26 protein-coding genes are annotated in these 24,911 nt (G+C 68.9%); 13 read left to right on the top strand and 13 right to left on the bottom strand.

Annotation, left to right across the window (positions count from 1 at the left end; all coding sequences use genetic code 11):
* Position 1 precedes the first annotated feature (1 nt).
* The 4 genes from KVS69_RS08510 to KVS69_RS08495 all read left to right on the top strand — a co-directional run bounded on the left by KVS69_RS08510 (position 2) and on the right by KVS69_RS08495 (position 2,675).
* A complete protein-coding gene (locus KVS69_RS08510; protein WP_068853616.1) occupies positions 2–748 on the top strand; it encodes an S-methyl-5'-thioinosine phosphorylase in 747 nt (248 codons plus the stop codon).
* 88 nt (positions 749–836) lie between these two features.
* On the top strand, positions 837–1,043 hold the full coding sequence (locus tag KVS69_RS08505; protein ID WP_068853615.1) for a cold-shock protein: 207 nt from the start codon (positions 837–839) through the stop codon (positions 1,041–1,043).
* A 66-nt stretch (positions 1,044–1,109) separates the two neighbouring features.
* Positions 1,110–2,330 carry an NAD(P)/FAD-dependent oxidoreductase gene (locus tag KVS69_RS08500; protein WP_217537751.1) on the top strand — a complete coding sequence of 407 codons (1,221 nt, stop codon included), beginning with the start codon at positions 1,110–1,112 and terminating at the stop codon, positions 2,328–2,330.
* Entirely contained in the window at positions 2,331–2,675 is a 345-nt protein-coding gene (locus KVS69_RS08495) for a hypothetical protein (RefSeq protein WP_254622088.1), read from the top strand.
* Between the two features lie 25 nt (positions 2,676–2,700).
* On the opposite strand, the gene pdeM is transcribed toward KVS69_RS08495, so the two are convergent.
* Genes pdeM through KVS69_RS08475 form a run of 4 tightly spaced genes read right to left on the bottom strand, consistent with a single transcriptional unit; the run spans position 2,701 to position 8,405 of the window.
* Positions 2,701–3,345 (bottom strand): ligase-associated DNA damage response endonuclease PdeM, encoded by a 645-nt coding sequence (pdeM, locus tag KVS69_RS08490; RefSeq protein ID WP_217537750.1) that lies wholly within the window; start codon positions 3,343–3,345, stop codon positions 2,701–2,703.
* Positions 3,335–5,782, bottom strand: coding sequence for a ligase-associated DNA damage response DEXH box helicase (locus tag KVS69_RS08485; RefSeq protein ID WP_217537776.1), 2,448 nt, complete (start codon positions 5,780–5,782; stop codon positions 3,335–3,337). Before KVS69_RS08485 ends, pdeM begins: the two co-directional genes overlap by 11 nt.
* Before the next feature lie 14 nt (positions 5,783–5,796).
* Positions 5,797–7,401, bottom strand: a complete 1,605-nt coding sequence (locus KVS69_RS08480; RefSeq protein ID WP_217537749.1) for an ATP-dependent DNA ligase — start codon at positions 7,399–7,401, stop codon at positions 5,797–5,799.
* Positions 7,398–8,405: a ligase-associated DNA damage response exonuclease gene (locus KVS69_RS08475; protein ID WP_217537748.1), complete on the bottom strand. Its 1,008-nt coding sequence runs from the start codon at positions 8,403–8,405 to the stop codon at positions 7,398–7,400. Before KVS69_RS08475 ends, KVS69_RS08480 begins: the two co-directional genes overlap by 4 nt.
* 105 nt (positions 8,406–8,510) lie before the next feature.
* Between KVS69_RS08475 and KVS69_RS08470 the strand changes: the two genes are divergently transcribed.
* Entirely contained in the window at positions 8,511–10,142 is a 1,632-nt protein-coding gene (locus KVS69_RS08470; protein WP_217537747.1) for an acyl-CoA dehydrogenase family protein, read from the top strand.
* Positions 10,143–10,213: 71 nt separating this feature from the next.
* Here the strand turns inward: KVS69_RS08470 and KVS69_RS08465 are convergent, their stop codons facing one another.
* The 3 genes from KVS69_RS08465 to KVS69_RS08455 form a co-directional block, all read right to left on the bottom strand.
* Positions 10,214–10,618 carry a hypothetical protein gene (locus KVS69_RS08465; RefSeq protein ID WP_217537746.1) on the bottom strand — a complete coding sequence of 135 codons (405 nt, stop codon included), beginning with the start codon at positions 10,616–10,618 and terminating at the stop codon, positions 10,214–10,216.
* 114 nt (positions 10,619–10,732) lie between these two features.
* On the bottom strand, positions 10,733–11,074 hold the full coding sequence (locus KVS69_RS08460; protein WP_068853606.1) for a hypothetical protein: 342 nt from the start codon (positions 11,072–11,074) through the stop codon (positions 10,733–10,735).
* Positions 11,075–11,198: 124 nt separating this feature from the next.
* Complete coding sequence (locus KVS69_RS08455; protein ID WP_217537745.1) at positions 11,199–12,374, bottom strand: acetyl-CoA C-acyltransferase; 1,176 nt, start codon at positions 12,372–12,374, stop codon at positions 11,199–11,201.
* A gap of 179 nt (positions 12,375–12,553) precedes the next feature.
* Between KVS69_RS08455 and KVS69_RS08450 the strand changes: the two genes are divergently transcribed.
* The gene (locus tag KVS69_RS08450) at positions 12,554–15,400 is read left to right on the top strand and encodes an autotransporter serine protease (RefSeq protein ID WP_217537744.1); all 2,847 of its coding nucleotides are present in this window, start codon (positions 12,554–12,556) and stop codon (positions 15,398–15,400) included.
* A 70-nt stretch (positions 15,401–15,470) separates the two neighbouring features.
* Here the strand turns inward: KVS69_RS08450 and KVS69_RS08445 are convergent, their stop codons facing one another.
* Positions 15,471–16,568, bottom strand: a complete 1,098-nt coding sequence (locus tag KVS69_RS08445; RefSeq protein WP_210130816.1) for a Glu/Leu/Phe/Val dehydrogenase dimerization domain-containing protein — start codon at positions 16,566–16,568, stop codon at positions 15,471–15,473.
* 292 nt (positions 16,569–16,860) lie between these two features.
* Here KVS69_RS08445 and KVS69_RS08440 point away from each other — a divergent pair, with 292 nt between their 5' ends.
* On the top strand, positions 16,861–17,955 hold the full coding sequence (locus tag KVS69_RS08440) for an HDOD domain-containing protein (protein ID WP_254622087.1): 1,095 nt from the start codon (positions 16,861–16,863) through the stop codon (positions 17,953–17,955).
* Positions 17,956–17,978: 23 nt separating this feature from the next.
* On the opposite strand, the gene KVS69_RS08435 is transcribed toward KVS69_RS08440, so the two are convergent.
* Positions 17,979–19,529, bottom strand: coding sequence for a phospholipase D family protein (locus tag KVS69_RS08435; protein WP_345776799.1), 1,551 nt, complete (start codon positions 19,527–19,529; stop codon positions 17,979–17,981).
* A 38-nt stretch (positions 19,530–19,567) separates the two neighbouring features.
* Positions 19,568–20,278 carry an rRNA pseudouridine synthase gene (locus KVS69_RS08430; RefSeq protein ID WP_217537743.1) on the bottom strand — a complete coding sequence of 237 codons (711 nt, stop codon included), beginning with the start codon at positions 20,276–20,278 and terminating at the stop codon, positions 19,568–19,570.
* Between the two features lie 107 nt (positions 20,279–20,385).
* On the opposite strand from KVS69_RS08430, the gene KVS69_RS08425 reads away from it, so the two are divergent.
* Both KVS69_RS08425 and KVS69_RS08420 read left to right on the top strand, forming a co-directional pair.
* A complete protein-coding gene (locus tag KVS69_RS08425; RefSeq protein WP_217537742.1) occupies positions 20,386–21,105 on the top strand; it encodes an AzlC family ABC transporter permease in 720 nt (239 codons plus the stop codon).
* Entirely contained in the window at positions 21,102–21,413 is a 312-nt protein-coding gene (locus KVS69_RS08420; RefSeq protein ID WP_068853601.1) for an AzlD domain-containing protein, read from the top strand. The genes KVS69_RS08425 and KVS69_RS08420 overlap by 4 nt, the downstream gene beginning before the upstream one ends.
* A 3-nt stretch (positions 21,414–21,416) precedes the next feature.
* Here the strand turns inward: KVS69_RS08420 and KVS69_RS08415 are convergent, their stop codons facing one another.
* Positions 21,417–21,914 carry a M48 family metallopeptidase gene (locus KVS69_RS08415; protein ID WP_093533469.1) on the bottom strand — a complete coding sequence of 166 codons (498 nt, stop codon included), beginning with the start codon at positions 21,912–21,914 and terminating at the stop codon, positions 21,417–21,419.
* 47 nt (positions 21,915–21,961) lie between these two features.
* On the opposite strand from KVS69_RS08415, the gene KVS69_RS08410 reads away from it, so the two are divergent.
* Together KVS69_RS08410 and KVS69_RS08405 are read left to right on the top strand one after the other, a co-directional pair.
* Positions 21,962–22,522 (top strand): DUF2058 domain-containing protein, encoded by a 561-nt coding sequence (locus KVS69_RS08410; protein ID WP_217537741.1) that lies wholly within the window; start codon positions 21,962–21,964, stop codon positions 22,520–22,522.
* A gap of 109 nt (positions 22,523–22,631) precedes the next feature.
* Positions 22,632–22,898, top strand: coding sequence for a DksA/TraR family C4-type zinc finger protein (locus tag KVS69_RS08405; protein ID WP_068853598.1), 267 nt, complete (start codon positions 22,632–22,634; stop codon positions 22,896–22,898).
* Between the two features lie 7 nt (positions 22,899–22,905).
* Here the strand turns inward: KVS69_RS08405 and KVS69_RS08400 are convergent, their stop codons facing one another.
* A complete protein-coding gene (locus tag KVS69_RS08400; protein WP_217537740.1) occupies positions 22,906–23,487 on the bottom strand; it encodes a mechanosensitive ion channel family protein in 582 nt (193 codons plus the stop codon).
* 31 nt (positions 23,488–23,518) lie between these two features.
* On the bottom strand, positions 23,519–23,719 hold the full coding sequence (locus KVS69_RS08395; protein ID WP_217537739.1) for a hypothetical protein: 201 nt from the start codon (positions 23,717–23,719) through the stop codon (positions 23,519–23,521).
* Between the two features lie 101 nt (positions 23,720–23,820).
* Here KVS69_RS08395 and KVS69_RS08390 point away from each other — a divergent pair, with 101 nt between their 5' ends.
* Entirely contained in the window at positions 23,821–24,405 is a 585-nt protein-coding gene (locus KVS69_RS08390) for a sigma-70 family RNA polymerase sigma factor (protein WP_217537738.1), read from the top strand.
* The gene (locus tag KVS69_RS08385) at positions 24,402–24,902 is read left to right on the top strand and encodes a hypothetical protein (RefSeq protein ID WP_217537737.1); all 501 of its coding nucleotides are present in this window, start codon (positions 24,402–24,404) and stop codon (positions 24,900–24,902) included. Before KVS69_RS08390 ends, KVS69_RS08385 begins: the two co-directional genes overlap by 4 nt.
* Positions 24,903–24,911: the final 9 nt, after the last annotated feature.

The following is a 24,911-nucleotide window of genomic DNA, read 5'->3' as shown; positions in this document are numbered from 1 at the left end:
CATGGACCCTATTGCCCTGGCCGTCATCGGCGGCACCGGTGTGTACAAGCTGGCCCAGCTCGATGACGTGAACAGCCACGTGGTCGAAACCCGTTACGGCACGCCGTCCGGCCCGATCCGGGTCGGCACGCTGCTCGGCCAGCGCGTGGCGTTCCTGGCCCGGCATGGCGAAGGCCATTCACTGCCGCCGCACAAGATCAATTACCGCGCGAATCTTGCTGCGTTGCAGCAGATCGGTGCCACCCGCGTGCTCGCGCTCAACACTGTCGGCGGCATCACCGAGCAGTTCGGTCCGCGCGTGCTGGCCTGCCCGGACCAGCTGATCGATTACACGTGGGGCCGCATCTCCACGCTCAGCGAGGAGCCGGGCACCGAGGTGCTGCATGTGGACTTCGGCCACCCGTACACGCCGATGCTGCGCAGCAAGGTGCTGGCGGCGGCCAAGGTCACCGGGGTGCGCCTGCAGGACGGCGGCTGCTACGGCGCCACGCAGGGGCCGCGGCTGGAGACCAATGCGGAAATCGCGCGCATGCGCCGTGATGGCTGCGACCTGGTCGGCATGACCGGCATGCCCGAAGCCGGCCTGGCCCGCGAGCTGGGCCTGGACTACGCCTGCCTGGCGATCGTGGCCAACTGGGCGGCCGGCTGTGGCGATGGCGACGAGATCACGATGGCCGAAGTACTGGCCAATGTTGACGCGGCTTCGGCCGGATTGCCGGAACTGATTGGCGAATTGGCACGCGGATGATTGTCATTGCATGACAAGCTTTGCATACTCCGCCAGTGCGCTGGTTGAGCGTACACCACCCATTCATTGAAGAAGGTCTCGCATTACCATGCCGAACGGTACCGTCAAGTGGTTCAACGACGCCAAGGGATTTGGCTTTATCTCGCCGGATGACGGCAGCGCTGATGTCTTCGCGCACTTCTCCGCGATCAACTCCAAGGGCTTCCGCAGCCTGCAGGAAGGCCAGAAGGTCACTTATGAAGTGAGCCAGGGTCCGAAGGGCGCCCAGGCTTCGAACATCGCGCCGGCGGAGTAACTCCACCGCAGCGCAAGGAAAACCCCGCTTCGGCGGGGTTTTTTTTGATGCCGGACAGGACGTCAGATGAAAAAACGTACGATTGCCATCGTTGGCTACGGAACGGCGGGCCAGGCGCTCTCGATTCTCCTTTCACGCGACCATCACGATGTGCACGTGTTCGAGCGCGCGCCCAAGCCCGGTCCGGTAGGCGCGGGGTTCCTGCTGCAGCCGAGCGGTCTGGACGTGCTGTGGCAGATGGACCTGCTGCCAGAGGTGCTGCGGCACGGCGCGCCGGTGCGCCGGCTGTACGGTGAAACGCCGTGCGGGCGCGCGGTGATGGACATGCGCTATGCGGCGCTGCATGCGCACCTGCACGGCATCGGCATGCAGCGCGGCGCGCTGTTCTCGCTGCTGGCCCAGGCCTGGGAGCACCCGGGCAACCTGCAGGCCGACACCGCCATCGTCGATGTGGATACCGAAAATGGCCGCGTGCGCGACGCGCGCGGGCACTGGCACGGCCCGTATGACCTGGTGATCGCCGCCGATGGGTCGGCCTCGTCGCTGCGCACGCTGGTACAGGGCACGCGGCTTGACCGCGAATACCCGTGGGGTGCGCTGTGGTGCCTGTTGCCGCGCGGCGACTGGCCGCACCATGACGAGCTGCGGCAGCGCTACGTGGCGGCGCGCAAGATGATCGGGCTGTTGCCGGTCGGCACCCGCCCCGATGATGCGCAGCCGCGCCTGAGCTTCTTCTGGAGCCTGCCGCGCGCGCAGTTCGAGCAGTGGGAACGGGATGGCATGCAGCGCTGGCTGGAGGAGATCGCCGCGCTGTGGCCGCAGGCGCACCTGCGCCTGCAGGACGTGCGCGATGGCGCGCAGCTGGCGCGTGCCGGTTACCGGGATGCCGTGATGAGCCGCTGGCACCGCGACCGGCTGGTGCTGGCCGGGGATTCGGCGCATGCCATGAGCCCGCAGCTGGGGCAGGGCGTGAACATGGCGCTGATGGACGCGCTGGCGCTGCGCGATGCGCTGCGCGCGCACGACGCTGCCGATGCCGCGCTCCAGGCCTACCAGGCGCAGCGCAGTGCACACGTGGGCATCTACCAGTTCTGGAGCCGGTGGCTGACCCCGGTGTTCCAGTCCGAGCGCGACCTGCTCGCGCACGCACGCGATGTGCTGTTCCAGCCGATGGGTCGGCTGCCGGGTGGTCGCGGCCACATGCTGCGCGTGCTCAGCGGCACCCAGCGCGGCTGGTGGGGCACGCTGGGATTGTCGCCGGGTTTCGTCGAGGCGATGAGCACATGAATGGCAGCCGTTGACGGCAGGGTCACTTGCCTTGTGGCACAAGAACAATGCTGTGTTGTTGCCCCCAAGGAGAAAGACATGTTGTTTCCGGCCGACGTTCTCGATTCTGAAATCCGCAAACTGCGCGGGTTGCTGCAGATGCTCCACGAGGATCAGCCGGATGTGATGGAAGATGTGTTCGACTTCCATGTCACCAGTCTGATCACCCATGCCGCCCCCGAACACCACGCCCGCATCCGCGCCGCAGCGCGTTCCATGCTGGTCGAGGTGCAGCGCTGTCCCGTGCGGCGCAATCCCGATGCCCCGCAGATCCTGCTGATGGCAGCGCTGCCTTCGGCAGCGTAGGCCGCTGTACCCGCGCGTGCCGGCATCAACGTGCCGGCAGCGCGATCGCGTCGTCGTCGACGCACGCGACCAGTCGCTCGCCGGCGCCCACGACCGGTGCGATGCCGGCGGTGAAGCGCGAGTATGCCGGCAGCACGGTCAAGCGTTCGCGCAGCCAGAAGGCCGGCCAGCGTCGTTGCATGCCCGGCAGGCGGGCCAGTGGATGCAGGTGGCCACACAGCACATGCAGGCTGGGATGCGGTTGTGGATCATGGCGCAGCAGGAACGGCCCCTCCTGGACGCGTTCGCCGAGCAGGGTGATGCCCAGGTCGGCCTTGGGCAGCACGCGGTCATGGTTGCCGGCCACTGCGCCGATCTCCAGTCGCGGATGCTGCTCCCGCCATGCCTGCCATTGCCGGTACCACGCGGCCCGATGCGCAGGGCCATGCAGCACGTCGCCCAGGATCCAAACCGTGCGGATGGGGTGGTCGACCACCAGTGCCGACAGCCGCGCCAGATCGTCACCGGTGCCGCCGCTGGGCAACCCGATGCCCGCGCGCCGGAACAGATCGGCCTTGCCAAGGTGGAGGTCGGCAATCAGCAGCGCTTCGCGCGCCGGCCAGTACAGCGCGCGCGCGCCAAGCAGGCGGACCTGCTCGCCCGCGATCTCGGTCACGACGTCAGTCGGCATGGCGTTTCTCCAGTTGGCCCACGGCGCGCAGCACGCGCGTCTTCCAGTCTTCATTGCTGAGCTGCCCGCGCAGGCGCTCGGCCCACAGCGGGAAAGACAAGGGCCCCAGCGTTGCCGGGTGCTGCACGCACAACGTGCGGCCCTGGCAGCGGCGCAGCGTTTCGGCCAGGCAGGTCAGGTCGAGCTGCTCATGCAGTACCTCACGTTCGGCCAGGCCGAGCAGGATGTGCCCGGGATCATGCTGGCGCAGCACGTCATACAGCAGTCCGGCCGACGCCTGCAGCTGGCGCAGGCTGCGTGGCGTGCGGCCTGGCAATGCGGGAATCAACAGCCCGGACACACGCGCGATATCGCGGAACTGGCGGCGTGCCAGCTCGCCCAGGTTGAGGCTGTCGCGCAGGTCCTCGAACAGACCGTCCGGCTGCAGCAGCGCCGCTACCCGCGCCGCATCCACCTCCACCGCGCGCGCCGGTGCCAGCACGAAGCCGTAATCGTTGGCGGCGTAGCCGAAGGTATTGGCCTGCAGGCGCGTCCAGCGCATCGCCATCAGCGCCGCCAGCCCCTCGTTGACCTGGCGCCCGGCGAACGGATACACGAACACGAACTGTCCTTCGCGGCGGCGCACGCTTTCCACCAGCAGCAGTGACGGGCCGGGCAGCGCGGATACGCGTGCCTGCAGGCGCAGCAGCGGTGCAAGCCAGTGCATTTCAGGGCTCTCCGGCGCGGACGCGAGCACGCTTTCCATTTCGTGGCCCAGCGCCTCGGACAGCGGCAGGCGGCCCCCCTGCCAGCGCGGCACCACGCCATCGCCGCCACGCGCCATCTTGACGTAAGCAGTGAGGTTCTCCAGCCGTACCAGCTCCAGCAGCCGGCCGGCGAACTGGAAGCGGTCGCCGGGGCGCAGGCGACCGACGAACTGTTCTTCCACGCTGCCGAGCCGGCCGCCGCGCAGGAACTGCACCATGACGCTGCCATCGCTGGTGATGGTGCCGATCGACAGCCGGTGGCGCAGCGCCACGCGGCGGTCGTTCACGCGGTAGATGCCGTCGTCGTCGCGCACCACCTTGTGGAAGTCCGGGTACTGCGCAAGCGCCTGGCCGCCCTGCACGATGAAGTCCAGGACGCCCTGCCACTGCGCCAGCTCCAGCGATGCGAACGCGTGCGTGCGCCGGACCTGGGCCAGCAGCTCGTCGGCGCGGAAGCCGCCGCCCAGCGCGCAGCTCACGCAGTGCTGGGCCAGCACATCCAGCGACAACCGCAGCGGGCGCCGCGCTTCGATCACGCCAGCGGCCAGTGCACGCCGCGCGGCGGCGTATTCCACCAGCTCCAGCGCGTGCGACGGCACGCAGACGATGTGGCCCGATTCCCCCGGGCGATGCCGCGCGCGCCCGGCGCGCTGCACCAGCCGCGCGATGCCTTTCGGGCTGCCGATCTGCAGGACCTGGTCGACGGCCGGGAAATCCACCCCCAGGTCGAGGCTGGAGGTGGCCACCACGCAGCGCAGTGCCCCGTCGCGCAGGCCCTGCTCGACGATGCGGCGCTGCACCGGGTCCAGCGAGCCGTGGTGCAGGCCCAGCGTGGCCGGATCTTCGGGCCACACCGCCGACAGCGCCTGGTGCCACAGTTCGGCTTGCGCGCGGGTATTGGTGAACAGCAGGCTGGTGCCGACCGCGAACAGCTTCTGCTGCACCCGCTGCAGCTGCGACAGGCCGAGGTGGCCCGCCCATGGAAAGCGCTCGCCGTGCGCGGGCAACAGCGTTTCCACCTTTACCGGGCGTGGCCGCGCCCCCGACACCAGCGGCGCGTCGGCAACATCCGGCAGCAACACCTCGCGCGCTTCGTCCAGGTTGCCGAGCGTGGCCGACAGGCCCCACACCTGCAGCGCCGGCAGCGCATCGCGCAGGCGGCGCAGATTCAACTGCAGCAGCACGCCGCGCTTGTTACCCAGCAGCTCATGCCACTCATCCACCACCACGCAGCGCAGCCGGCGCATGCGCTCCAGCGTATCGGGGTAGCTCAGCAGCAGCGCCAGCGATTCGGGCGTGGTCACCAGTACATCCACCCGGCCTTCGCGGGCCAGGCGTTTGTCGCGCGCGCTGGCATCGCCGGTGCGCAGCCCCACCTGCCAGTCCAGCCCAAGCGCCGCCAGCGGTTCACGCAGCGCGCGTGCGGTATCGCTGGCCAGCGCGCGCAGCGGGGTGATCCACAGCACCTGCAGCGCCGGCACGGTCTTGCCGGCGCGCGCACCCGGTGCGCGCGGCAGCGGATCGACCAGCGCCTGCAGCAGCGGCCCGCCGAACATCGCCAGCGTCTTGCCGCTGCCGGTAGGCGTGTGCAGCAACCCGGATTCGCCGGCAAGGTAGTGCCGCCACATCGTCTTCTGGAACGCCAGCGGCGACCAGCCACGGCTGGCGAACCACGCGGTCAGCCGCGCCATCGCGTCGCGTCGGGTCACCGCGCCAGTGCCTGCAGCTGGGCCAGCGTGTCGGCTTCGCCGGCCGGCTTGTCATGGCGCCAGCGCAGGATGCGCGGGAAGCGCACTGCGATGCCCGACTTGTGCCGGCTGCTGCGGTTGACCGCTTCAAAACCGAGTTCGAACACCTGCTCGCCGCGGACGCTGCGCACCGGCCCGAAGCGTTCGATCGTGTTGGCCCGGATCCAGCGGTCCAGGGCCAGGATTTCCTTGTCGTCCAGCCCCGAATACGCCTTGGCCACCGGCACCAGCCGCTCGCCGTCCCACACCCCGAAGGTGTAGTCGGTGTACAGCGTGCTGCGCCGGCCATGCCCGGCCTGCGCGTAGATCATCACCGCATCGATGGTCAGCGGTTCTATCTTCCACTTCCACCAGTCGCCACGGCGGCGCCCGCCCTGGTAGACCGACGTGCTGCGCTTGAGCATCAGCCCTTCCACGCCGCGTTCGCGCGCCAATGCCCGCTGAGCGGCGGCGTCCTGCCAGTCCGTGGCATCGAGCGTGGGCGACACCACCATGCGCGTATCGCCGAGCGTGGCAAGCAATCCGGCGAGCAGGGTGCGCCGTTCGCCCAGCGGCTGCTGGCGCAGATCGTTACCGTCCAGTTCGAGCAGGTCGTAGGCAAGCACGCGCACCGGCGTATCGCGCAATGTCTTCGGGCCGGGTCTGCGCCGTTGGATCCGGGTCTGCAGTGCGGTGAAAGGCAGCGGCTGTGCCTCGTCATCGCGCCAGGCGAGAAGCTCGCCATCGATCACGGTGCCATCCGGCAACGCCATCGCGGCTGCTTCGATTTCCGGAAAGCGCCCATCCAGCCGCTCTTCGCCGCGCGACCACAGGGCGACTTCGCCTTTGCGACGCAGCACCTGCAGGCGGATGCCATCCCACTTCCATTCCAGCGTCCACTCGTCGATCGGGCCCAGGCTGTCGGCCTCGGCTTCCAATGGCGAGGCCAGGAAGAACGGATACGGCTGCTGGCGGTCTTCAGGCCGTTCTTCGGCGCTGAGCAGGTTGGCGAGCAGCCCCGGCGAGGGCACCCACTCGCCCAGCATGCGCTGCGCGATGCGGGCGATGTCGATCCCCGACAGTTCCGCCAGCGCCTGCTGGACCAGCCGCTGGGAGACGCCTACGCGCAACGCCCCGGTCAGCAGCTTGTTGAATACCAGCCGTTCGGCGGCAGGCAGCTGCCTCCAGCCTGCCTCCACCGCAGCACGACGTACCGGTTCCGGCTGGTTCGCCACGGCCAGCAGGTGGCCTTCGATCCAGTCGGCAAGGGGGCGGTCCTGCGCGCCTTCCGCAGGATCATCCAACAGCAGGGTCAGGGTTTCGGCCAGGTCGCCGACCTGGTCGTAGCTGTCGGCCACCAGCCACGCGGGCAGGCCCGATGCCTCGGCGATCCACGCGCGCAGCTCGCCGCTGGCCGCGATCTTGCGGCGTGCGCCACCGACCTTGCCGCCGCTGAGCAGGTACAGCGCCCACGCTGCGTCATGCGGGCGCGCGTCGCGGAAGTACGCCACCAGCGCGGCGCGTTTGTCCGACGTGGCGGTGCTGCGGTCCAGGCGCTGGTACAGCGCGGCAAACGCCCTCATTCCTCGCTCCCGAAATCGGTGCGGAAGGCTTCGGCGGCAACACCACGTTCGCGCAGGAACGGAATCAGCGCATCGGTATTGCCGTGGGTGGCGATCACCCGGCGCGCACCGGTCTGTTCAATGGTCTGCAGCAACGCCGGCCAATCGGCGTGGTCGGAAACGACGAAGCCACGGTCGTAGTTGCGCCGCCGCCGGTTGCCGCGCAACCGCATCCAGCCCGACGCAAACCCCAGCTGGTGCCTGCCGAAACGACGTACCCACGTGGTGCCGGCGGCGGAGGGGGGCGCCAGGATCAACTTGCCCGCCGCGTCGGGTTCGCGCCTCTGTTCGGCCACCGTACGCGTGTCCAGCATGGCGATGCCGGCCTCGCGATACACCGCCACCCCATTGGCGATGGCGCCGTGAAGCCAGGCCGGTTGATCATCCAGCGGCAGCAGTTCGGCCAGCACCCGCTGCGCCTTGCCCAGCGCGTAACACAGCAGGATCGCCGCTTCGCCGCGCTGTTCGCACTCGCGCCGCCAGGCCACGATCTCGGCGGCGACCTCGCGCGTGTCCTGCCAGCGGTAGATCGGCAATGCGAACGTCGCCTCGGTGATGAACACATCGCAGGGCACCACCTCGAACGGTGCGCAGGTCGGGTCCGGTTGGCGCTTGTAGTCGCCCGACGCCACCCACACCTGCTGGCCGTCATCGATGCGCACCTGCGCCGACCCCAGCACATGCCCGGCCGAATGCAGCGACACCTGCACGCCGCCCAACGTGAAGCGTTCACCGTAGTCATGTGCTTCCAGGGCCACATCACCCAGCCGCCAGCGCAGGATCGGCACGCTGCCGGTACTGCAGTAGTAGCGGCCCATGCCGCTGCGCGCATGGTCGCCGTGGCCGTGGGTGATGACCGCGCGCGGCACCGGTCGCCACGGGTCGATATGGAAATCGCCTGCTGGGCAGTACAGGCCCTCGGGGCGCAGTACTACCAGGTCGCTGTTTGCCGCGTGCGTCGTCATGCCTGCACTGTGCCGACGGGTTCGTGCACGAGGTGAGAATCCGCCTGAACAGCAGCCCGCATGCGGATGCGGCAGAATCATCGGGTCCGCCAGGAGGCCCGCACGATGACGTCCGCATTGCCTGTATTCGAGACCCATGAAGTGGCCAACCAGCCGCCCCCGTTCGGCGGCCGCAACCTGTGGGCCGACGACGTGGCATTGAGCGAGGCAGTGCGTCGCGAAGGTGGTGCCGCGTTCATCGATACGCTGCAGGCCTACGGCGCCATTGCGGGCGACACCCTCTACCGGCTCGGTTTCGACGCCAACCGCGACCGCCCGCGGCTACGCACGCACGACCCGCAGGGGCACCGCATCGACACCGTGGAGTTCCATCCGGCCTACCACCAGCTGATGGAGCTGGCCAAGCGCCACGGGGTGGCGGGACTGTCGTGGCACGAGGGCGGCCCCGGCGCGCACGTGGCCCGCGCCGCACTGAGTTTCCTGCACCACCAGGCCGATGCCGGTACCAGTTGCCCGCTGACCATGACCCACGCCGCGGTGGCGGTGCTGCGCCAGGACCCGTTGCTGGCCGAGTGGGCCGAAAAAGCCGCCGCACCGGTCTACGATCCGCGCGACGTGCCGATGGCCGACAAGGCCGGCATCACGCTGGGCATGGGCATGACCGAGAAGCAGGGCGGCTCGGACGTGCGCAGCAACACCACCCGCGCCGAACGTCGCGACGATGGCAGCTACGGGCTGGTGGGGCACAAGTGGTTCTTCTCCGCGCCGATGTCCGATGCATTCCTGGTGCTGGCGCAGGCGGCGGGAGGACTGACCTGCTTCCTGATGCCACGCCGGCTGGCTGATGGCAACCGCAACGCGTTCCGCCTGATGCGGCTGAAGGAAAAGCTGGGCGACTGGTCCAATGCCTCCAGCGAGATCGAGCTGTGCGGCGCCTGGGCGCGCCGGGTCGGCGCCGAAGGGCGGGGCGTGGCAACCATCATCGGCATGGTGATGATGACCCGGCTGGACTGCATGCTGGGCGCGGCGGCGGAAATGCGCATGGCCCTGGCGCAGGCGCTGCACCACACCCGTCACCGCAGCAGCTTCGGACGCCGCCTGTGCGACCACCCGCTGATGGCCAACGTGCTGGCCGACCTCGCCATCGAATCCGAAGCGGCCACCACCTTCGCCATGCGCGTGGCACGCGCGGTGGACCAGGCGCCGCAGGATGCGCAGGAGGCCGCGTTCGCACGCATTGCAACGGCGGTGGGCAAGTACTGGGTGTGCAAGCGCGCGGCGGTGTTCGTCAACGAAGCGCAGGAATGCCTGGGCGGCGCGGGCTACGTGGAGGAGTCGATCCTGCCGCGGCTGTACCGGCAGGCACCGCTGAATTCCATCTGGGAAGGCAGCGGCAACATCCAGTGCCTGGATGTGCTGCGTGCGTTGGCGCGCGAGCCGCAGGTGCTGCCGGTGCTGGATGCGGAGCTGGACGCGGTGGCCGGGCGCGATGCGGACTATGACCACGCGTTGGCGTCGTTGCGGGAGCTGTTGGCCGCTACGCCATCGGAAGCGCAGGCACGGGTGGTGACCGAACGGCTGGCGCTGCTGCTGCAGGCCGCCGTACTGCTGCGTGCGGGCAGCCCGATGGCCCCTGCGTTCGTGCGCTCGCGGTTGGGCGGGGCGCATGGAGCGGCATTCGGGACGCTGCCTGATGAGGTGGACGTCGGCGCGGTGATGGCGCGGGCGTTGCCTTGATCGATTGCCAGGCCGGACCTGGCACTACCGCTGGAGGTCACGCCGGCCGGTGGCCGGCGTGACAGGTCGCATCAGCGTTTGGCGGCGTCTGCGTTCTGCTTGGCGTCTTCGGCCACCTCACGCGCCTTGTCGGCCACCTTCTCGGCGGCATCGGCGGTCGCCTCGCTGGCATGCGCCGCCGCATCGCGCGCGGCAACCTTGGCATCGGCAGCCGCCGCTGCACTGGCGTCGGCGGCACGGTCCAAGGCCGGTTGTACATCGGCCGCGGCGCGTTCGGAGGCGGCAGCCGCTTCATCGGCGGCATTGCGGGTGGATGCCGCAGCCTTGTCCACGGCGACACGTGCCGCTTCGCCGGTGCTGTCGGCCGCCTGCGCGGCATCGGCACGCGCCTGTTCGGCTTCCGGCCCCTTGCAGGCCACCAGGGCCAGCAGCAGGGAGGCGGCCATCAGCGGGGTGGTGATCGAACGAATCTTCATGGCGTTCTCCGTCAGGTTTCAGGGACGCTGATCCTATTCACCCTGCCGTGAAGCCAAAGAAAAAGCCGCTGGCGAACCAGCGGCTTCTTCAGACTTGCTTGAAGAAAGAAGTGATTACTTCTTGGCTTCTTCAGCAGCGTCCTTGGCCTGCTCGGCGGTGGCTTCACCGGCCTTGGCAGCGTCGGCAGCAGCGTCGGCAGCAGCGTCGGTGGCAGCAGCGCCAGCCTGGGCAGCGGCATCAGCCGAAGCGTCAGCAGCGGTGGTGGCGGTGTCGGCGGCAGCCTGGGCAGCGTCGGCGGTCTGGGCGCCAGCAGCAGCGGCCTGGTCGGCAGCGACCTGGGCGTCGGCAGCAGCTTCGTTGGCCGAAGCGGCGGCGTCAGCAGCCTGCTCCTGCTTCGAGCAGGCGGTCAGAGCCAGGCCCAGGGCCATTGCGATCAGCAGCTTGTTGATGCTCATTTGTGTGAATCCTCGTCGTTAGATTAGGCAACGCGCTATTGCGCGCCCGGCAACATGATGACAAGCCACGTTGGGCTGTCAAGCGATCCCGCATTCAGTTTTGCGAAACGGGTGTTAAAACCAATCAAATCAATTCGATGGCGATGGCGGTTGCTTCCCCGCCACCAATGCACAGTGTAGCAATTCCGCGCTTTGCATCACGCTTGCGCAAGGCATTGACCAACGTCACCACCAGCCGGGCGCCCGATGCACCAATCGGGTGGCCCAGTGCGCAGGCGCCGCCGTTGACGTTGACCTTCGCCGGGTCGATGCCCAGTTCGCGGATGGGCGCCATGGCCACCACGGCGAACGCCTCGTTGATCTCGAACAGGTCCACCTGGTCCTGGCTCCAGCCGGCCTTTTCAAGCACTTTGTGGATGGCGCCGATCGGCGCCGTGGTGAACCACTCCGGTTCCTGCGAGTGGGTGGCGTGGGCGATGATCCGGGCCAGCGGCTGCACGCCGCGGGCGGCGGCATCGTCTTCGGACAGCAGCACGACGGCGGCAGCGCCGTCGGAAATGCTGGACGAACTGGCAGCGGTCACCGTGCCGTCCTTCTTGAACGCCGGGCGCAGGGTCGGGATCTTGGCGATATCCGAACGGCCGGGCTGCTCGTCCTGGCTGTACTCCACCTCGCCCTTGCGACCCGCGACCTTCACGGCCACGATTTCATCATCGAACGCACCGGCAGCCTGCGCGGCCTGCGCGCGGCGCACCGATTCGATCGCATACGCGTCCTGTTCCTCGCGGCTGAACTGGAACTTGTCCACCGCGCATTCGGCGAATTCGCCCATGGCCTTGCCGTCGTACGCATTGACCAGGCCGTCGTGGGCCATGTGGTCGACCGCCTGGAAGTTGCCGAAGCGGTTGCCGGTGCGCGAATTGGGCAGCAGGTGCGGCGCGTTGGACATCGATTCCATGCCGCCGGCGACCACGATGCTGGCCGAGCCGGCCTTGATCAGGTCGTGGCCCAGCATGATGGCCTTCATGCCCGACCCGCAGACCTTGTTCAGGGTGGTTGCGCCGGTGGCGTAGGGGATGCCGGCGGCCACGGCGGCCTGGCGGGCCGGGGCCTGGCCCAGGTTGGCCGGCAGCACGCAGCCCATGATCACTTCGGAGACATCCGCCGCTGGCACGCCGGACTGTTCCAGGGCGGCGGCGATGGCAGTGGCGCCCAGGGTGGGGGTGGGCACGCCGTTGAACTGGCCGAGGAAGGAACCGATGGCGGTCCGCTTGGCAGCGGCGATGACAATGTTGGGCATGGCAATCTCGTTATTGCGTGAGCGATTTACGAAAAGGGAACGCAGGGCATGGTATGGCGGCGCGTTTCCCGGCAGACTGCGTGGGGGTGGCCCAGTATAGAGGGTCAGCATTTACCACCGGTGTCGGCCGGACAGGCGGGACGCAACGCGTGGTTTCAATTACGTTTTGGGGAGCAGGGATGAATCAGGTAGTTTTCAGCAGGAACGTGCTGGCCGCCGCGCTGGCCGTGGCCTTGAGCGCGTGCGGTGGCGGCAGCGGCAACAGCAAGGGGGACCTGCCGGTAGCGCCGGTCGTGCCGCCGGTCACGCCACCAGTCGTGGTGGTGCCGCCGGTGACGCCGCCGCCGGTCAAGCCGACCCAGCCGGCCATCGACGCGCACCTTGCCATCATCAACGGCAAGGACCGGCAGGACCTGACCGGTGCCGGGATCCGGATCGGCGTGGTCGATTCCGGCGTGAACCGTGCCCATCCCACGCTGGCCGGCCGGGTCGTTGCCAGCCACAACTACGTGGATCCGCGCACCAACAACCTGGCGGTGGACGATGTGGTCGGTCATGGCACGACCGTGGCGTCGCTGGCCGCTGGCGCCGCATACGGCGACTGGCCGGGCGGGGTCGCCCCGGGGGCGCAGATCGTGTCGGCGCGCATCATCGCCGACAAGGCGCCGGTCGATGACGGCACCGGCAACGGCAACCAGGTGGATGGCGCGCTGGGACTGGCCACCGTGCACCAGGATCTGATCGCCGACGGTGTGAAGATCATGAACAACTCCTGGGGCGGGCTGTACTGGACCAACCCGGCTGCGACCGCTGCCATTGCGGCCGAGTATCGGCCCTTCATCACCACCAACAACGGCCTGGTGGTATTTGCCACCGGCAACGAAAGCAAGGCGGACCCGTCCAACATGGCCGCACTGCCGAGCCAGGCCGGCCCGAATGGTACCCGCCCGGCCGCCGACCTGGAGCGTGGCTGGCTGGCAGTCACCGCGGTCAATTCCAACCAGCCCGACACCCTGGCGTCCTACGCCAACGCCTGTGGCGTGGCGGCCAATTACTGCCTGGCCGCGCCAGGCGAAGCGGTGTTTGTCGACCCCGCAAGCACCACGGGCAGTACCCCCAGCTACCTCTGGGGCGGCGGTACCTCCTACGCGGCCCCGCTGGTCTCGGGTACGGCGGCGCTGGTCTGGCAGAAGTACCCGTACTTCAGCAACGACCAGGTGCGGCAGACCCTCCTCGGCACCGCCACCGATCTGGGCGCGGCCGGCGTGGACAGCGTGTTCGGCTACGGCCTGCTCAACGTGGGCAAGGCGATCAACGGCCCCGGCCGGTTCGACTGGGGCACCATGGTGGTCGACCTGCCGGGTTCGTCCAACTTCAGCACCTGGAGCAACAACATCGGCGGTGCCGGCGGACTGGACAAGTCCGGCGCGGGAACGCTGATCCTCGGCGGCAAGAACACCTACACCGGCGGCACCATCGTCCGCTCGGGCGCGCTCTCGCTGGCCGACGGCGCGTCGCTGGGTTCCGACGTCCAGGTCCTGCAGGCCGGCGGCCTGCAGTTCCGCGCCGGTACCACCGGGGTTACCGGCAACGTGGTCAACCGCGGCACGCTGTACCTGTTCGAGGCCGGCGTTACCGCCGTGATCCAGGGCAACTACACCCACGAGGCCACCGGCGTGTTCTCGACCGCGCTGGGTGCGCAGGCGTTGAAGGTGACCGGCACCGCCCAGCTCAACGGCGGTACGGTACTGATCGACCGCGCGGTGGAAGGCTATGTGCCGCGGACGGGTGTCCGGCAGGAGCTGATTACCGCCGCCCAGGGCCTGACCGGCACGTTCGATCGCTACACCGCGCTCGGCAACGTCGTGCTGCTGGATGCGACGTTCACCTATGACCACTACTCGGCCGGGTTGAACATCAACCGCGTGAGCGTTTCCGGCGCTGCGGCGTCGGCCGGATTGGGTGCCATTTCGGCCGCCTCGGCCCTGCGCGTGGAACAGGCGTTCGACCTGCTCGATACCGGCACCGGTCCGGGCACGCCGGGCTTTGCCGATGCGGCCGGCGAGCTGCAGCGGGTGCAGGGCGCGGCCGGCCTGGAGGCCAGCCTGGAAAGCCTGTCGGGCAAGGCGCACAGCCTGGCCAACGGCATGACCTTCGACAACCTCGACATGAATCGCCGCGCCTTGTCGACGCGCTTCGATGCCGTGTCCGCCGCACCGCGCCTGCGCGGCGCCTGGCAGAGTGCGTTGGGCGAGGCCGGGCAGGGCAGCTTCGCCGGCAGCGGCTTCCAGACCCAGGGCTGGATGATGGGCCAGGACATGGCGCTGGGCAGCAACGGCGTCATGGGCTTTGCCTTTGGCGAAACGCGCAGCAACAGCAGCCGCGAGTGGGGCGGCGACAGCGGTCGTGACCGCCAGTCGCAGGCCCAGCTGTACGCGGGTTGGAACAGTGGTGCGGCCTACACCCTGGCGCAGCTGGGCGCCGGCCAGTTCACCCGCGAGATCGACCGCCAGCTGTTGCTGGGCGCGGGGCAGTACGGGGTCAATGCCCGTTACGGCGGCAACTTCAGCACCGCCAGCGTGGAATCGGGCTACCGCTTCGGCGGTGCCGGGGCATCGTTGACGCCGTACCTCGGTGCGGACTACGCGCGCCTGGACAGCGACAGCTTCAGCGAAGACGGCGGCTTCGGCTTCGGCCTGCGTGCGGACAGCCGCGCGTCGAGCCGCAGCCAGGCGCTGGCCGGCCTGCGAGCGGAAACGCGCCTGCGTGGCTGGTCGCTGCGCGGCTATGCCGAGTGGCAGCAGACGCTGTCCAGCGATGGCCTGGCCTTCGATGCCAGCTTCGTGGGCGTGGATGCCTGGGCGCCGGTGGCCGGGCTGCAGCCGGCCCGCTCCGGCGGCCTGTTCGGCCTGTCGGTGCAGTCCTGGCTGACGCGCAACTCGCAGCTCTCGTTCGGCTACGACCAGCGCTTCGGCCCGCGAGGCGACCTCAGCCAGGTCGCGCTGCGGTACGCCGCCGCGTTCTGATCCAGGCGCGACAGGCAACAAAAAAGGGCGCGAGTTGATCGCGCCCTTTTTTTTCATCTGCCCGTTGGGATCACCCGCCGCGCAGCGTGCCCAGTCGCGGGCGCGCACGACCCAGCGGCATCTTCAGCTTGCCGATCGACTGGATGCGGGTTTCGGCGATGCGGTCGGCGGCGCGCTGCGGCGCAATGCCTTCCTGCTGGGACAGCGCGAAGATGCGGCCCAGGTTGTGGTAGATGCTGCGGATCAGGCGCATCGCGCGTTCGCGGTTGTAGCCGTCGATTTCCAGCGACACATTCATCACCCCGCCCGCATTCACCGCATAGTCCGGGGCATACAGGATGCCGCGGGCATGCAGCTCATCGCCGATCTCTGGCGTGGAGAGCTGGTTGTTGGCGGTGCCGCAGACGATTCTGCACTTCAGGCGCGGCAGGGTCTGCGCATTGATCGCCCCTTCCAGCGCGCAGGGCGCGAACACATCGGCGTTGACGTCGTAGATGTCATCGGGCTTGACCGCCTCGGCGCCGTACTCGGTCACCGCGCGCTCCACCAGCACAGGGTCCAGATCGGTGACGAACAGCTTGGCGCCGCGATCCCGCAACAGCTTCACCAGTTCCATGCCGATATGGCCCAGGCCCTGCACCGCGATGCTGACCTTGCCCACTTCCTCGTGGCCGAGCTTGTGCTGCATGGCCGCCATCAGCGCCTGCAGCGCGCCGTAGGCGGTGAACGGGGCCGGGTCGCCCGAGCCGCCGTGTACCTGGTGCACGCCGGTGACGTACTCGCTTTCCAGGTAGATGTTTTCCATGTCATTGACGTCGGTACCGACGTCCTCGGCGGTGATGTAGCGCCCGCCGAGCGAATCCACGTAACGGCCGAACGCGCGGAACAGCACTTCGGTCTTGTCTTTGCGCGGGTCGCCGATGATCACCGCCTTGCCACCCCCGACATTCAAGCCCGCCAGCGCGTTCTTGTAGGTCATCGTGCGGCTGAGCCGCAGCGCGTCGGCCAGCGCGTCGTCCGTGCTGGCGTAAGGGCGCATGCGCACACCGCCCAGCGCCGGACCCAGCGTGGTGTTGTGGATGGCGATGATGGCCCTCAGACCGGCATCGCGGCTGTGGCAGAACACCACCTGTTCATGGCCGGACGTTTCGAGGGTTTCAAATAACATGGCGACTCCGATGCTGCGAACGACGGCAAACGCCGGCGAACGCACCAGCAAAAGGTGGGTGTAAAACAAAAAAAGCGACGTCGTCGGTTGGTCAGGACGGGTCGCGCGGCGCCATTCTAGTGCATTCCGCCGGACGGTGTTGTCAGGGCGGGGTGACCATCGCCCGCTAAAGTTGCCCCGTTCCGGGCCGATGCCGTGGCAACGGTGCGCAGTACCGGCAAGCCAGGACGGAACACGTGGGTGCAGTGGCGACAATTCGGGTGCGGTGCCGCACCGGCAGGGGCGCGGCCCGATGATGGCGATCCTGGCGGGGGTCGGCGTGCTGGTCGTGGCATTTCTGGGGTGGGGCTGGTATCGCCGCCCGGCGGAGGCGGGACCGGCGCCGGGTAGTACCGGCGGCCGGGCCCGTACGCAGCCGCAGCCGCCGACCCCGCCTCAGCCCTGCAGTGGCGATGCGGACCAGGTGCTGCAGGCCGGCCTGCACGCACTGGCGTTGCGGCCGGGCAGCGGCAGCGCGCCGGCCACCGTCGCGCAGGACGCGGCCCTGCTGGCGGCGGTGGCGGCAGCGCTGGAGGCGCAGGACTGGTCGGCCCGGCACTTGCCGCGCCGGCCGCAGCTGCTGCCACAGCTGATCCAGACCGTGAACGACAGCGATGCCTCGGCGCGCAGCATGGCCTCGATCATCAGCCAGGATGCGGTGCTGACCGGCAACCTGCTGCGCATCGCCAACAGCCCGGTCTACCGGCTGCAGGCCAAGCCGGTGGACAGCCTGCAGCGTGCGGTCACGCTGGTCGGTACCGAGGGCATCCGCCAGATCATCAGCGCGGTGCTGGTGCAACCGGTGATGCAACTGCACAGCGACGCCTTTCCGCAGTTCGGAACCGTGGTCTGGGAGCACGCGCTGCTGGCCTCGCGGGCCGCAGCCGATCACGCCCGCCTGGTGACCCATGAAGACGGCTTCGCCGCGCAGTGGATGGGGCTGACCCAAGGCCTTGGCGCGGCCCTGGTGATGCGACACCTGCTGGACGTTGCCCGTGAACAGGCTGTGCTGCCGTCACCGCAGCTTGCCGGCACCCTGCTGGATGCCTGGACCCTGCCGGTGGCCAGCCGCATCGCGGCGGCCTGGGAACTGCCGCCCTCGGTGCACCAGGCGCTGCTGCGCGACGCCGATGCGACAGGCGGTGGGCTGGCGGCCAGCCTGCACTTCGCGCGTGCCGGGGCATCGGCCAGCCTGTTGTGCCGGCATGGCCGGATCAGCCAGGCCCAGGCGCTGGCGCTGCTGGAGCAGCTGCATGACACCCCGGCGCATGCATTGCAGTGGATCTGGCGCCGCCTGCATGGTCGCGCGGTGGAAACGCTGGAGGCGGACGAGTCGGCCGACGCGTAGCGCCACGCCCCGCGTGGCTGCTCCTAAAGTTGGGATTCCAAGGGCAACCAGCTGATGGCGCGGGCGCTGGCGCGCTGCCAGAACGAGGTGTCCGGCTCTCGATCCAGCAATTGCGGGGGCTGTTCGGCCCGATCCAGCCAACGCACCTGGTCATCGGCACCCAGCGTCACCCAATAGCTCTGCTTCGGATCGGCCAGGCGCAGGTATTCCGCGCGCAACTGCGCGGCCAGTTCCCGATCATCAAACAGCACCCCCATCTCCGTGTTGAGGTAGGCAGAACGCGGGTCCAGGTTGAACGAGCCGACGAAGCCACGCTGGTCATCGATCATGAAGGCCTTGGTATGCAGGCTGGCGCCGCTGCTGCCGAACAGGCCGCCGCTGCCGCCACCCGCGCCGCGCGATCGCAGTTCGTACAGGTGCACGCCATCGCGCAGCAGCGGTGCACGGTAATGCATGTAGCCGCTGTGCACGGCCGCCACGTCATTGGCGGCCAGTGAGTTGGTGACCACGCCTACGTAGGCGCCGCGCTGCACCATCGCGGCCATCCCGCGCGTGCCTTCCTCGCCTGGCACGAAGTAGGGCGAGATCAACAGCGCCTTGTGGCGGGTGGCCTCAAGTTCGCGCACCAGGCGGGTGACCAGCCAGTTGGCGGGGTCGTCGCGGCGGTGCTTCATCGCCGGATCGGACACGATCTCCACGCCCGGCGACCAGTGCAGGTCTACCGCATCGGTGTAGAACGAACGCGCTGCCGGCGAACGCTCGACGCGCTCAAGATAGGGTCGGGCGGCCGCCAGCTTGGCCTCGTGTGCCGATTCAAGCATCAGCAGGCGCAGCTGGGCCGGGGTGTGGAAGGCGAGGGCGGCCACGGGGACCGCCGCGTCGCTGTTCCAGTACGCATCGAAGATCGTGTTGGCCTGCTGCACCGCCTTGCCGGCCACGATCAGGTCCAGGTCGCGGAAGTTCACATCGCTGCGCGCGCTGAAGTATTCCTCGCCGATGTTGCGTCCGCCGACGATGGCGATCCGGCCATCGGCGATCCACTGTTTGTTGTGCATGCGGTGGTTGACGCTGAAGAAGCGCTGCACCATCTCCACCAGCCGCCACAGTCCATCGCGGTTGCGGAAGGGGTTGTAGAGGCGGATCTCGATGTTGGGGTGCTCATCGAGCGCCATCATCAATGCATCCTTGTCCTGCGCGTTCATGTCATCCAGCAGCAGGCGCACGCGCACGCCACGTTCGGCGGCCTGGTACAGCTCCTGCGCCATCAGGTGGCCGATCAGGTCGTCCTTCCAGATGTAGTACTGCAGGTCCAGGCTGCGGGCGGCATGGCGGGTGATCACCGCGCGCGCGGCGTACGCATCCAGCCCTTCGGACAGGAACGCCACGCCGGACTGGTCCGGGTGCTCGGCCTGCAGGCGCACCACCTCGCGATCGATCGCGCTCTGTGCCGGCTGCAGCGGCAGCACGGTGCTGCGCGGTCCCATCGCCTTGGGCGTGAGGTGGTCGCCCAGCAGCAGCCCGCTGAGCACCAGCAGGGTCACGATCGCCAGCAGGATGCCCGCGCCGCGCAGCACGCGGCGCCACAGTGGCTTCTGCGGGTTGCGTGCGCGGCTCAGAAGCGTTCGTCCGGCGCCAGGTAGCGCCACTGGCCCGGGGCCAGCTTGCCCATCGCCACCCGGCCGATGCGCAGGCGACGCACGCTGATGACCTCCAGCCCGACCTGCCGGCACATGTCGCGCAGCTGGCCGGGGGCCACCGGCTTGATCGCAAAGCGCAGACGGGTTTCGTTCTGCCAGCTGACCTTGCACGGCGGCAACGGCCAGTTGCGGAAGCTCAGGCCGTGCGCAAGCCGCTTCATGCCGTAGGGCACCAGCTCGCCGCTGACCTCGACCAGGTATTCCTGCTCCAGCGTCGCGCCGCGGTCCTTCAGATGCGACACCACGCGGCCGTCCTGGCTGACCACCACCAGGCCGCTGTCCTCATCGGCCAGCGGCATCACCAGCTGCAGCGCGTGGAAGTGCCGCTGCAGCAGGGCCACGCCGGTGGCGTCCAGTTCGCTGCGGGTCTCCGGCGTGACCAGTGCGCACAGTGCATCAGCGCGCATCCCGGCTGGTTTGTGCAGCAGCATGCTGACCGTCTCGGCGCGGGTCGCCTCGGCGTTCTCGCGCAGCACCACCACTTCATCGGTGACCATCGCCTGCGGTTGTTCGACCACCACACCGTTGACGGTCACCCAGCCTCCCTCGATGAAGCGCTGGGCGTCGCCCCGCGAGCAGCCGATCAGGCGGGTCAGGTGTTTGTCGAGTCGGATCGGATCGGTCATCAGGCAGGCAGCACAAAGCGGGACGCGGGCGGGGAGTGTACTGGCTCGGGGCCGGGGCTGCGCGTGACAGGGCTGCGGCCCCGCGCCGCTGCTGGCATGATCCGATGATGAACTGGCGCGCGTCCGCTGCCGTGAAAGTCGGCCTTTCCATTGCCGTGGCTACCGGCCTGTATGGCATTTCCTTTGGTGCGCTGGCGGTGGCGGCCGGGCTGAGTCCGTGGCAGGCGCAGGCGCTGAGCCTGTTGATGTTCACCGGCGGCTCGCAGTTTGCGTTCATCGGCGTGATCGCGGGCGGCGGTGCCGGTTCCGCCGCGTTCACCGCCGCCACGCTGCTCGGCGTGCGCAACGCGGTATACGGCATGCAGATGAACCGGATGCTCGGGCTGCGCGGCTGGCGGCGCGGGGTGGGTGCGCAGATCACCATCGACGAATCGGCCGCCACCGCGTCCAGCCAGACCGTGGCGCTGGAGCAGCGGCGCGGGTTCTGGACCGCCGGCGTCGGCGTGTTCCTGCTCTGGAACCTGTTCACCGCCGTCGGCGCCATCGCCGGCGACGCGCTGGGTGATCCGCGCCGGTGGGGCCTGGACGGTGCCGCAGTGGCGGCGTTCCTGGCGTTGCTGTGGCCCCGGCTGCGCCAGCGTGATGCGGTGGCCATCGCTATCGTGGCCGCGCTCGTCACGGTGCTGGCGTTGCCGTGGGTGCCACCGGGCATTCCGATCCTGCTGGCGGCCACGGTGGCGGCCGTGTGGGGCGCGTTCGTGCCCGGTCCACGCGATGAAGGGCTGGAGCCGGACGTTGAGCCGCGTTCGTCCGGGGAGCACGTATGAGCCTGTGGGCATGGTTGCTGCTGGGCTGCGTGGCGGCCTATGCGATCAAGCTGGCCGGGTGGCTGGTGCCGGCGCGCTGGCTGGAGTCGCCGCGCATGACCCGGGTGGCCGGCACGCTCACGATCGGCCTGCTGGCGTCGCTGACCGCCATGAACGCGGTGGCTGCCGGTGCGTCGGTGGCGCTGGATGCCCGCCTGGCCGCGCTGGCCGTGGCGGCCGTGGCGTTGCTGCTGCGCCTGCCATTTCTGGCAGTGGTGGTGCTGGGTGCGGCGGCGGCCGCCGCGCTGCGCTGGGCCGGTATCGGCTGAGCGTCAGCCGCTGGCCCGCTCCAGGTGGGTCAGGTACAGGCGCAGGTCGAACTCCAGCTGATGGTAGTCCGCTTCCATGTGGGTGCACAGCTGGTAGAACGCCTTGTTGTGGTCCGATTCCTTCAGGTGCGCCAGTTCGTGCACCACGATCATCTTCAGGAACGGGGCAGGTGCCTCGCGGAACACGCTGGCAATGCGGATCTCGCGGCTGGCCTTGAGCCGGCTGCCCTGCACCCGCGACACGGTGGTATGGGTGCCCAGTGCGTGCTTGAGCACCTGCAGGCGGCTGTCGTAGATCACCTTGGACAACGGCACCGACTGGCGCAGGTAGCGCTCCTTCAGGGCCTGGGTGTAGTCATACAGCTGACGGTCGTTGCGCACCGTGTGCAGCTCGGCATAGCGGCGTTCCAGCCAGGGGCCCAGCCGATCGGCCGCGATCAGCTCGCGCACCTGCTGCTGCAGGGCGTCGGGGTAGCCGGCAAGGTACTTCAGGGCGGTCATGCCGCTATGATGACGGCTGGAATCCCGCACCAACAGATGCAAAGGCAATGGCGAAGGCAAATCCCCTGCAGGAACAGCTGCTCAAGGCCGGGCTGGTCAAGAAATCCCAGGTGTCCCAGGCCGCACGCGAGCAGGTGAAGGCCCGCCACGGCAAGGCCCCGGTAGCGCCCACCGACAGCCAGCGCGAGGCCGAGCGCCTGCGGGCGGAAAAGGCCGAGCGCGACCGCGCGCTGGAAGCCGAGCGCAAGGAAAAGAACCGCCTGCAGGAGCTGCAGGCCCAGGTGCGCCAGATCATCGAAAGCAACCGGGTCAAGCGCGAAGGCGAAAGCGAGTACCGCTTCAACGACGGCACCCTGATCCGCACGCTGCTGGTCAACGAGATGCTGCGCCGCCAGCTGGCTGCGGGCAGCCTGGTGATCGTGCGGCTGGGCGAGGGCTTCGAGCTGGTGCCGCGTGCGGCCGCCGACAAGATCCGTGAACGCGATCCGGCCGTGATCGTGCTCGACAACGGCAAGGATCGCGCCCCGTCCGCCGAGCCCAGCACCGGCAATGCCGAGGACGATGCCTACTACGCGCAGTTCCAGGTGCCCGACGACCTGATCTGGTGATGCCGGGCTGAACGGTTCACTGGAAGCGGTGGATGTTCAGCCGGCCGTAAACCGACGTCGCCCGGCCGGATCTATGCTGGCGCTCGGGCAACGGTATGGGAGATGCGGCATGGCCACAGGGTGGGCAGGCGACGGCGCCGTCCAGGACCAGATCGACGCGACCGTGGATGACGCGATCCAGCGCGCCCGCGCGCAGCTGCGCCACGGTCCGGGGTTGACCCATTGCGAGGAATGCGAAGCGCCCATCCCCGAAGCGCGGCGCCGTGCCGTGCCCGGCGTGCGCCTGTGCGTGCGCTGCCAGGAGGCCGAGGATGCCGCGCAGCAGGATGCGGGCATGTACAACCGGCGGGGCAGCAAGGACAGCCAGCTGCGCTGACGCCGGATCACCCGTCGCCCTGGATGCCGCCCGGCGCCTGCGACGGATCACGCCAGCGGCGCACCGTGCGCTGGAAGAACATGTTGTTGGGAATCTGCAGCACCGTGCCTTCGTGGCCGCCGCTGTTTTCCTGCAGGGTGGTGTAGATCAGGTTGACGTCGATGACGCGGCCCTTCAGTCCGGGCTTCTCGCCGTTCTCCAGCACCTCGATGTAGTCGTGCAGCCGGAACGGGCGGGTGGTGAAGATCAGCAGGGTGCAGAAGATGTTGGAGAGCACGCTCCACGCGGCAAAGAAGGCCACCGCGCCCACTGCGGCAAAGCCGGTGAACGCGGTCCACAGCACGCTGGCCTGCACGCCGATGATCTGCAGCACCACCAGCAGCACGGTGAAATACACCACGAACGTGAACACCCGGCGCGCGCCCATCACCATCTCCGGTGGCAGCGTGTAGTGCTCGCCCACGCGGCGCAGCAGCCGGCGCGCGACCAGCCGCAGCAGCCACGCCACCAGCAGGGTCAGCAGGATCTTCAGGGCAGGCGCCCCGTACTGCAGCCACTCATGGGTCCAGGTGGGCAGGTGTTCTTTCATGGAAACCGGGGTTCGACGTGGGGGCGTCAGTTTACCCCGCGCGGTAGCGCCGGGCCCTGCGCGGCTGCGAGAGCACACCGACCAGCCTTGAAACGCAGAGCGGTGCATGGTCCTGGTACTGCACGCACAGGTCCGGTTGCGGCGGCAGTGCCACCCGCAGCGTCACCGGGCTTCCCGGCAGGGTGCACGCGCTGGCCAGCGACAGCAGAAGGGCAAGGCAACTGGGGGACATGGGCAACTCCTGGGACCACGCCCGGCGTGGTGACAGGAGATTGGATGCCGCGGGTGCCGGAAAGGTTTAAACCTTTTCGATCGACCCCGCATCCAAGGGATATGCTCGATACGACCATGCCCGCCCTCCGCGCTGCCAACGACGCCGATTCCACCGACGAGTGCGCGTGGGTGCGGGCGGCGGTGGCCGGCGACACCGCCGCCTACGAGCGCATCTACCATCGGCACGCGCCGCGCCTGTATGCGGTGTTGTGGCGGCTGTGCGGCGGTCATGCCGCGCGTGCCGAGGATGCGCTCCAGGAAGCGTTCCTGCAGGCCTGGCGCGCACTGCCGGCGTTCCGCTTCGACAGCAGCCTGGGTACCTGGCTGCACCGGCTGGGGGTAAATGCGGCGCTGATGGAGCTTCGCGCCAATGCCGCCCGCGACGCGGGCGACAGCGGCGAAGAAGGCTGGGACCTGCTGGCGGCAGTGCCGGCAGTGGATCGCTGCGCGGGGACCAGCCTGGACCTGGAGCGCGCGCTGGAGACCCTGCCGCCGCGCGCCCGGGCGGTGCTGGTACTGCACGACATCGAAGGATGGAAACACCAGGAGATTGCCGACCAGCTGCAGATGGCGGTGGGCAGTTCCAAGGCACAGTTGCACCGCGCGCGCGGCCTGTTGCGCGCGCGTCTGGGAGAACCGGCATGAACGACAACCACGACCTCGATTCCGATCTGCAGGCGCGCCTGCGCGCGCTGCCCGCCGAACGACTGCCGCCGGCGGATGCCTGGCAGCGCATCGCTGCGCAGCTTCCGCCGCGCGTGGCTGCGCTGCCAGCCGCTGCGCCGGCACCGCGTGCGCGCCGTTGGTCGCTGCGCGTCGGCCTGGGCCTGGCCGCCGCGCTGGCGGTGCTGATGGTGGTACCCACCTCCACGCCGCCCACGCCGCGCCCGTCGCCCCTGCAACGGCAGGCCGACGTGATCGCCGCCGAGTACCAGCAGGCGATGGCCACGCTGCCAGCGGCCCCGATCGGCGCGGACTGGCAGCCGGCGCTGCACGAACTGGATACCAGTGCCGTGTACATCCGCGCGGCCATCGCCGAAAACCCGCGCTCGGGTTACCTGCTTACCCAGCTGCAGCGCACTTACGCGCTGCGCCTTGAACTTACCCAGCAGGCCGTCAACGCCGCTGGCCTGCCATCCTGAAGGAGAGTC

It is taken from the genome of Stenotrophomonas sp. GbtcB23, assembly GCF_019091045.1.
In the GTDB taxonomy this organism is placed as follows: domain Bacteria; phylum Pseudomonadota; class Gammaproteobacteria; order Xanthomonadales; family Xanthomonadaceae; genus Stenotrophomonas; species Stenotrophomonas rhizophila_A.
Note: the sequence above shows the minus strand (reverse complement) of the source record. Positions and strands in the feature narration are given on the sequence as shown.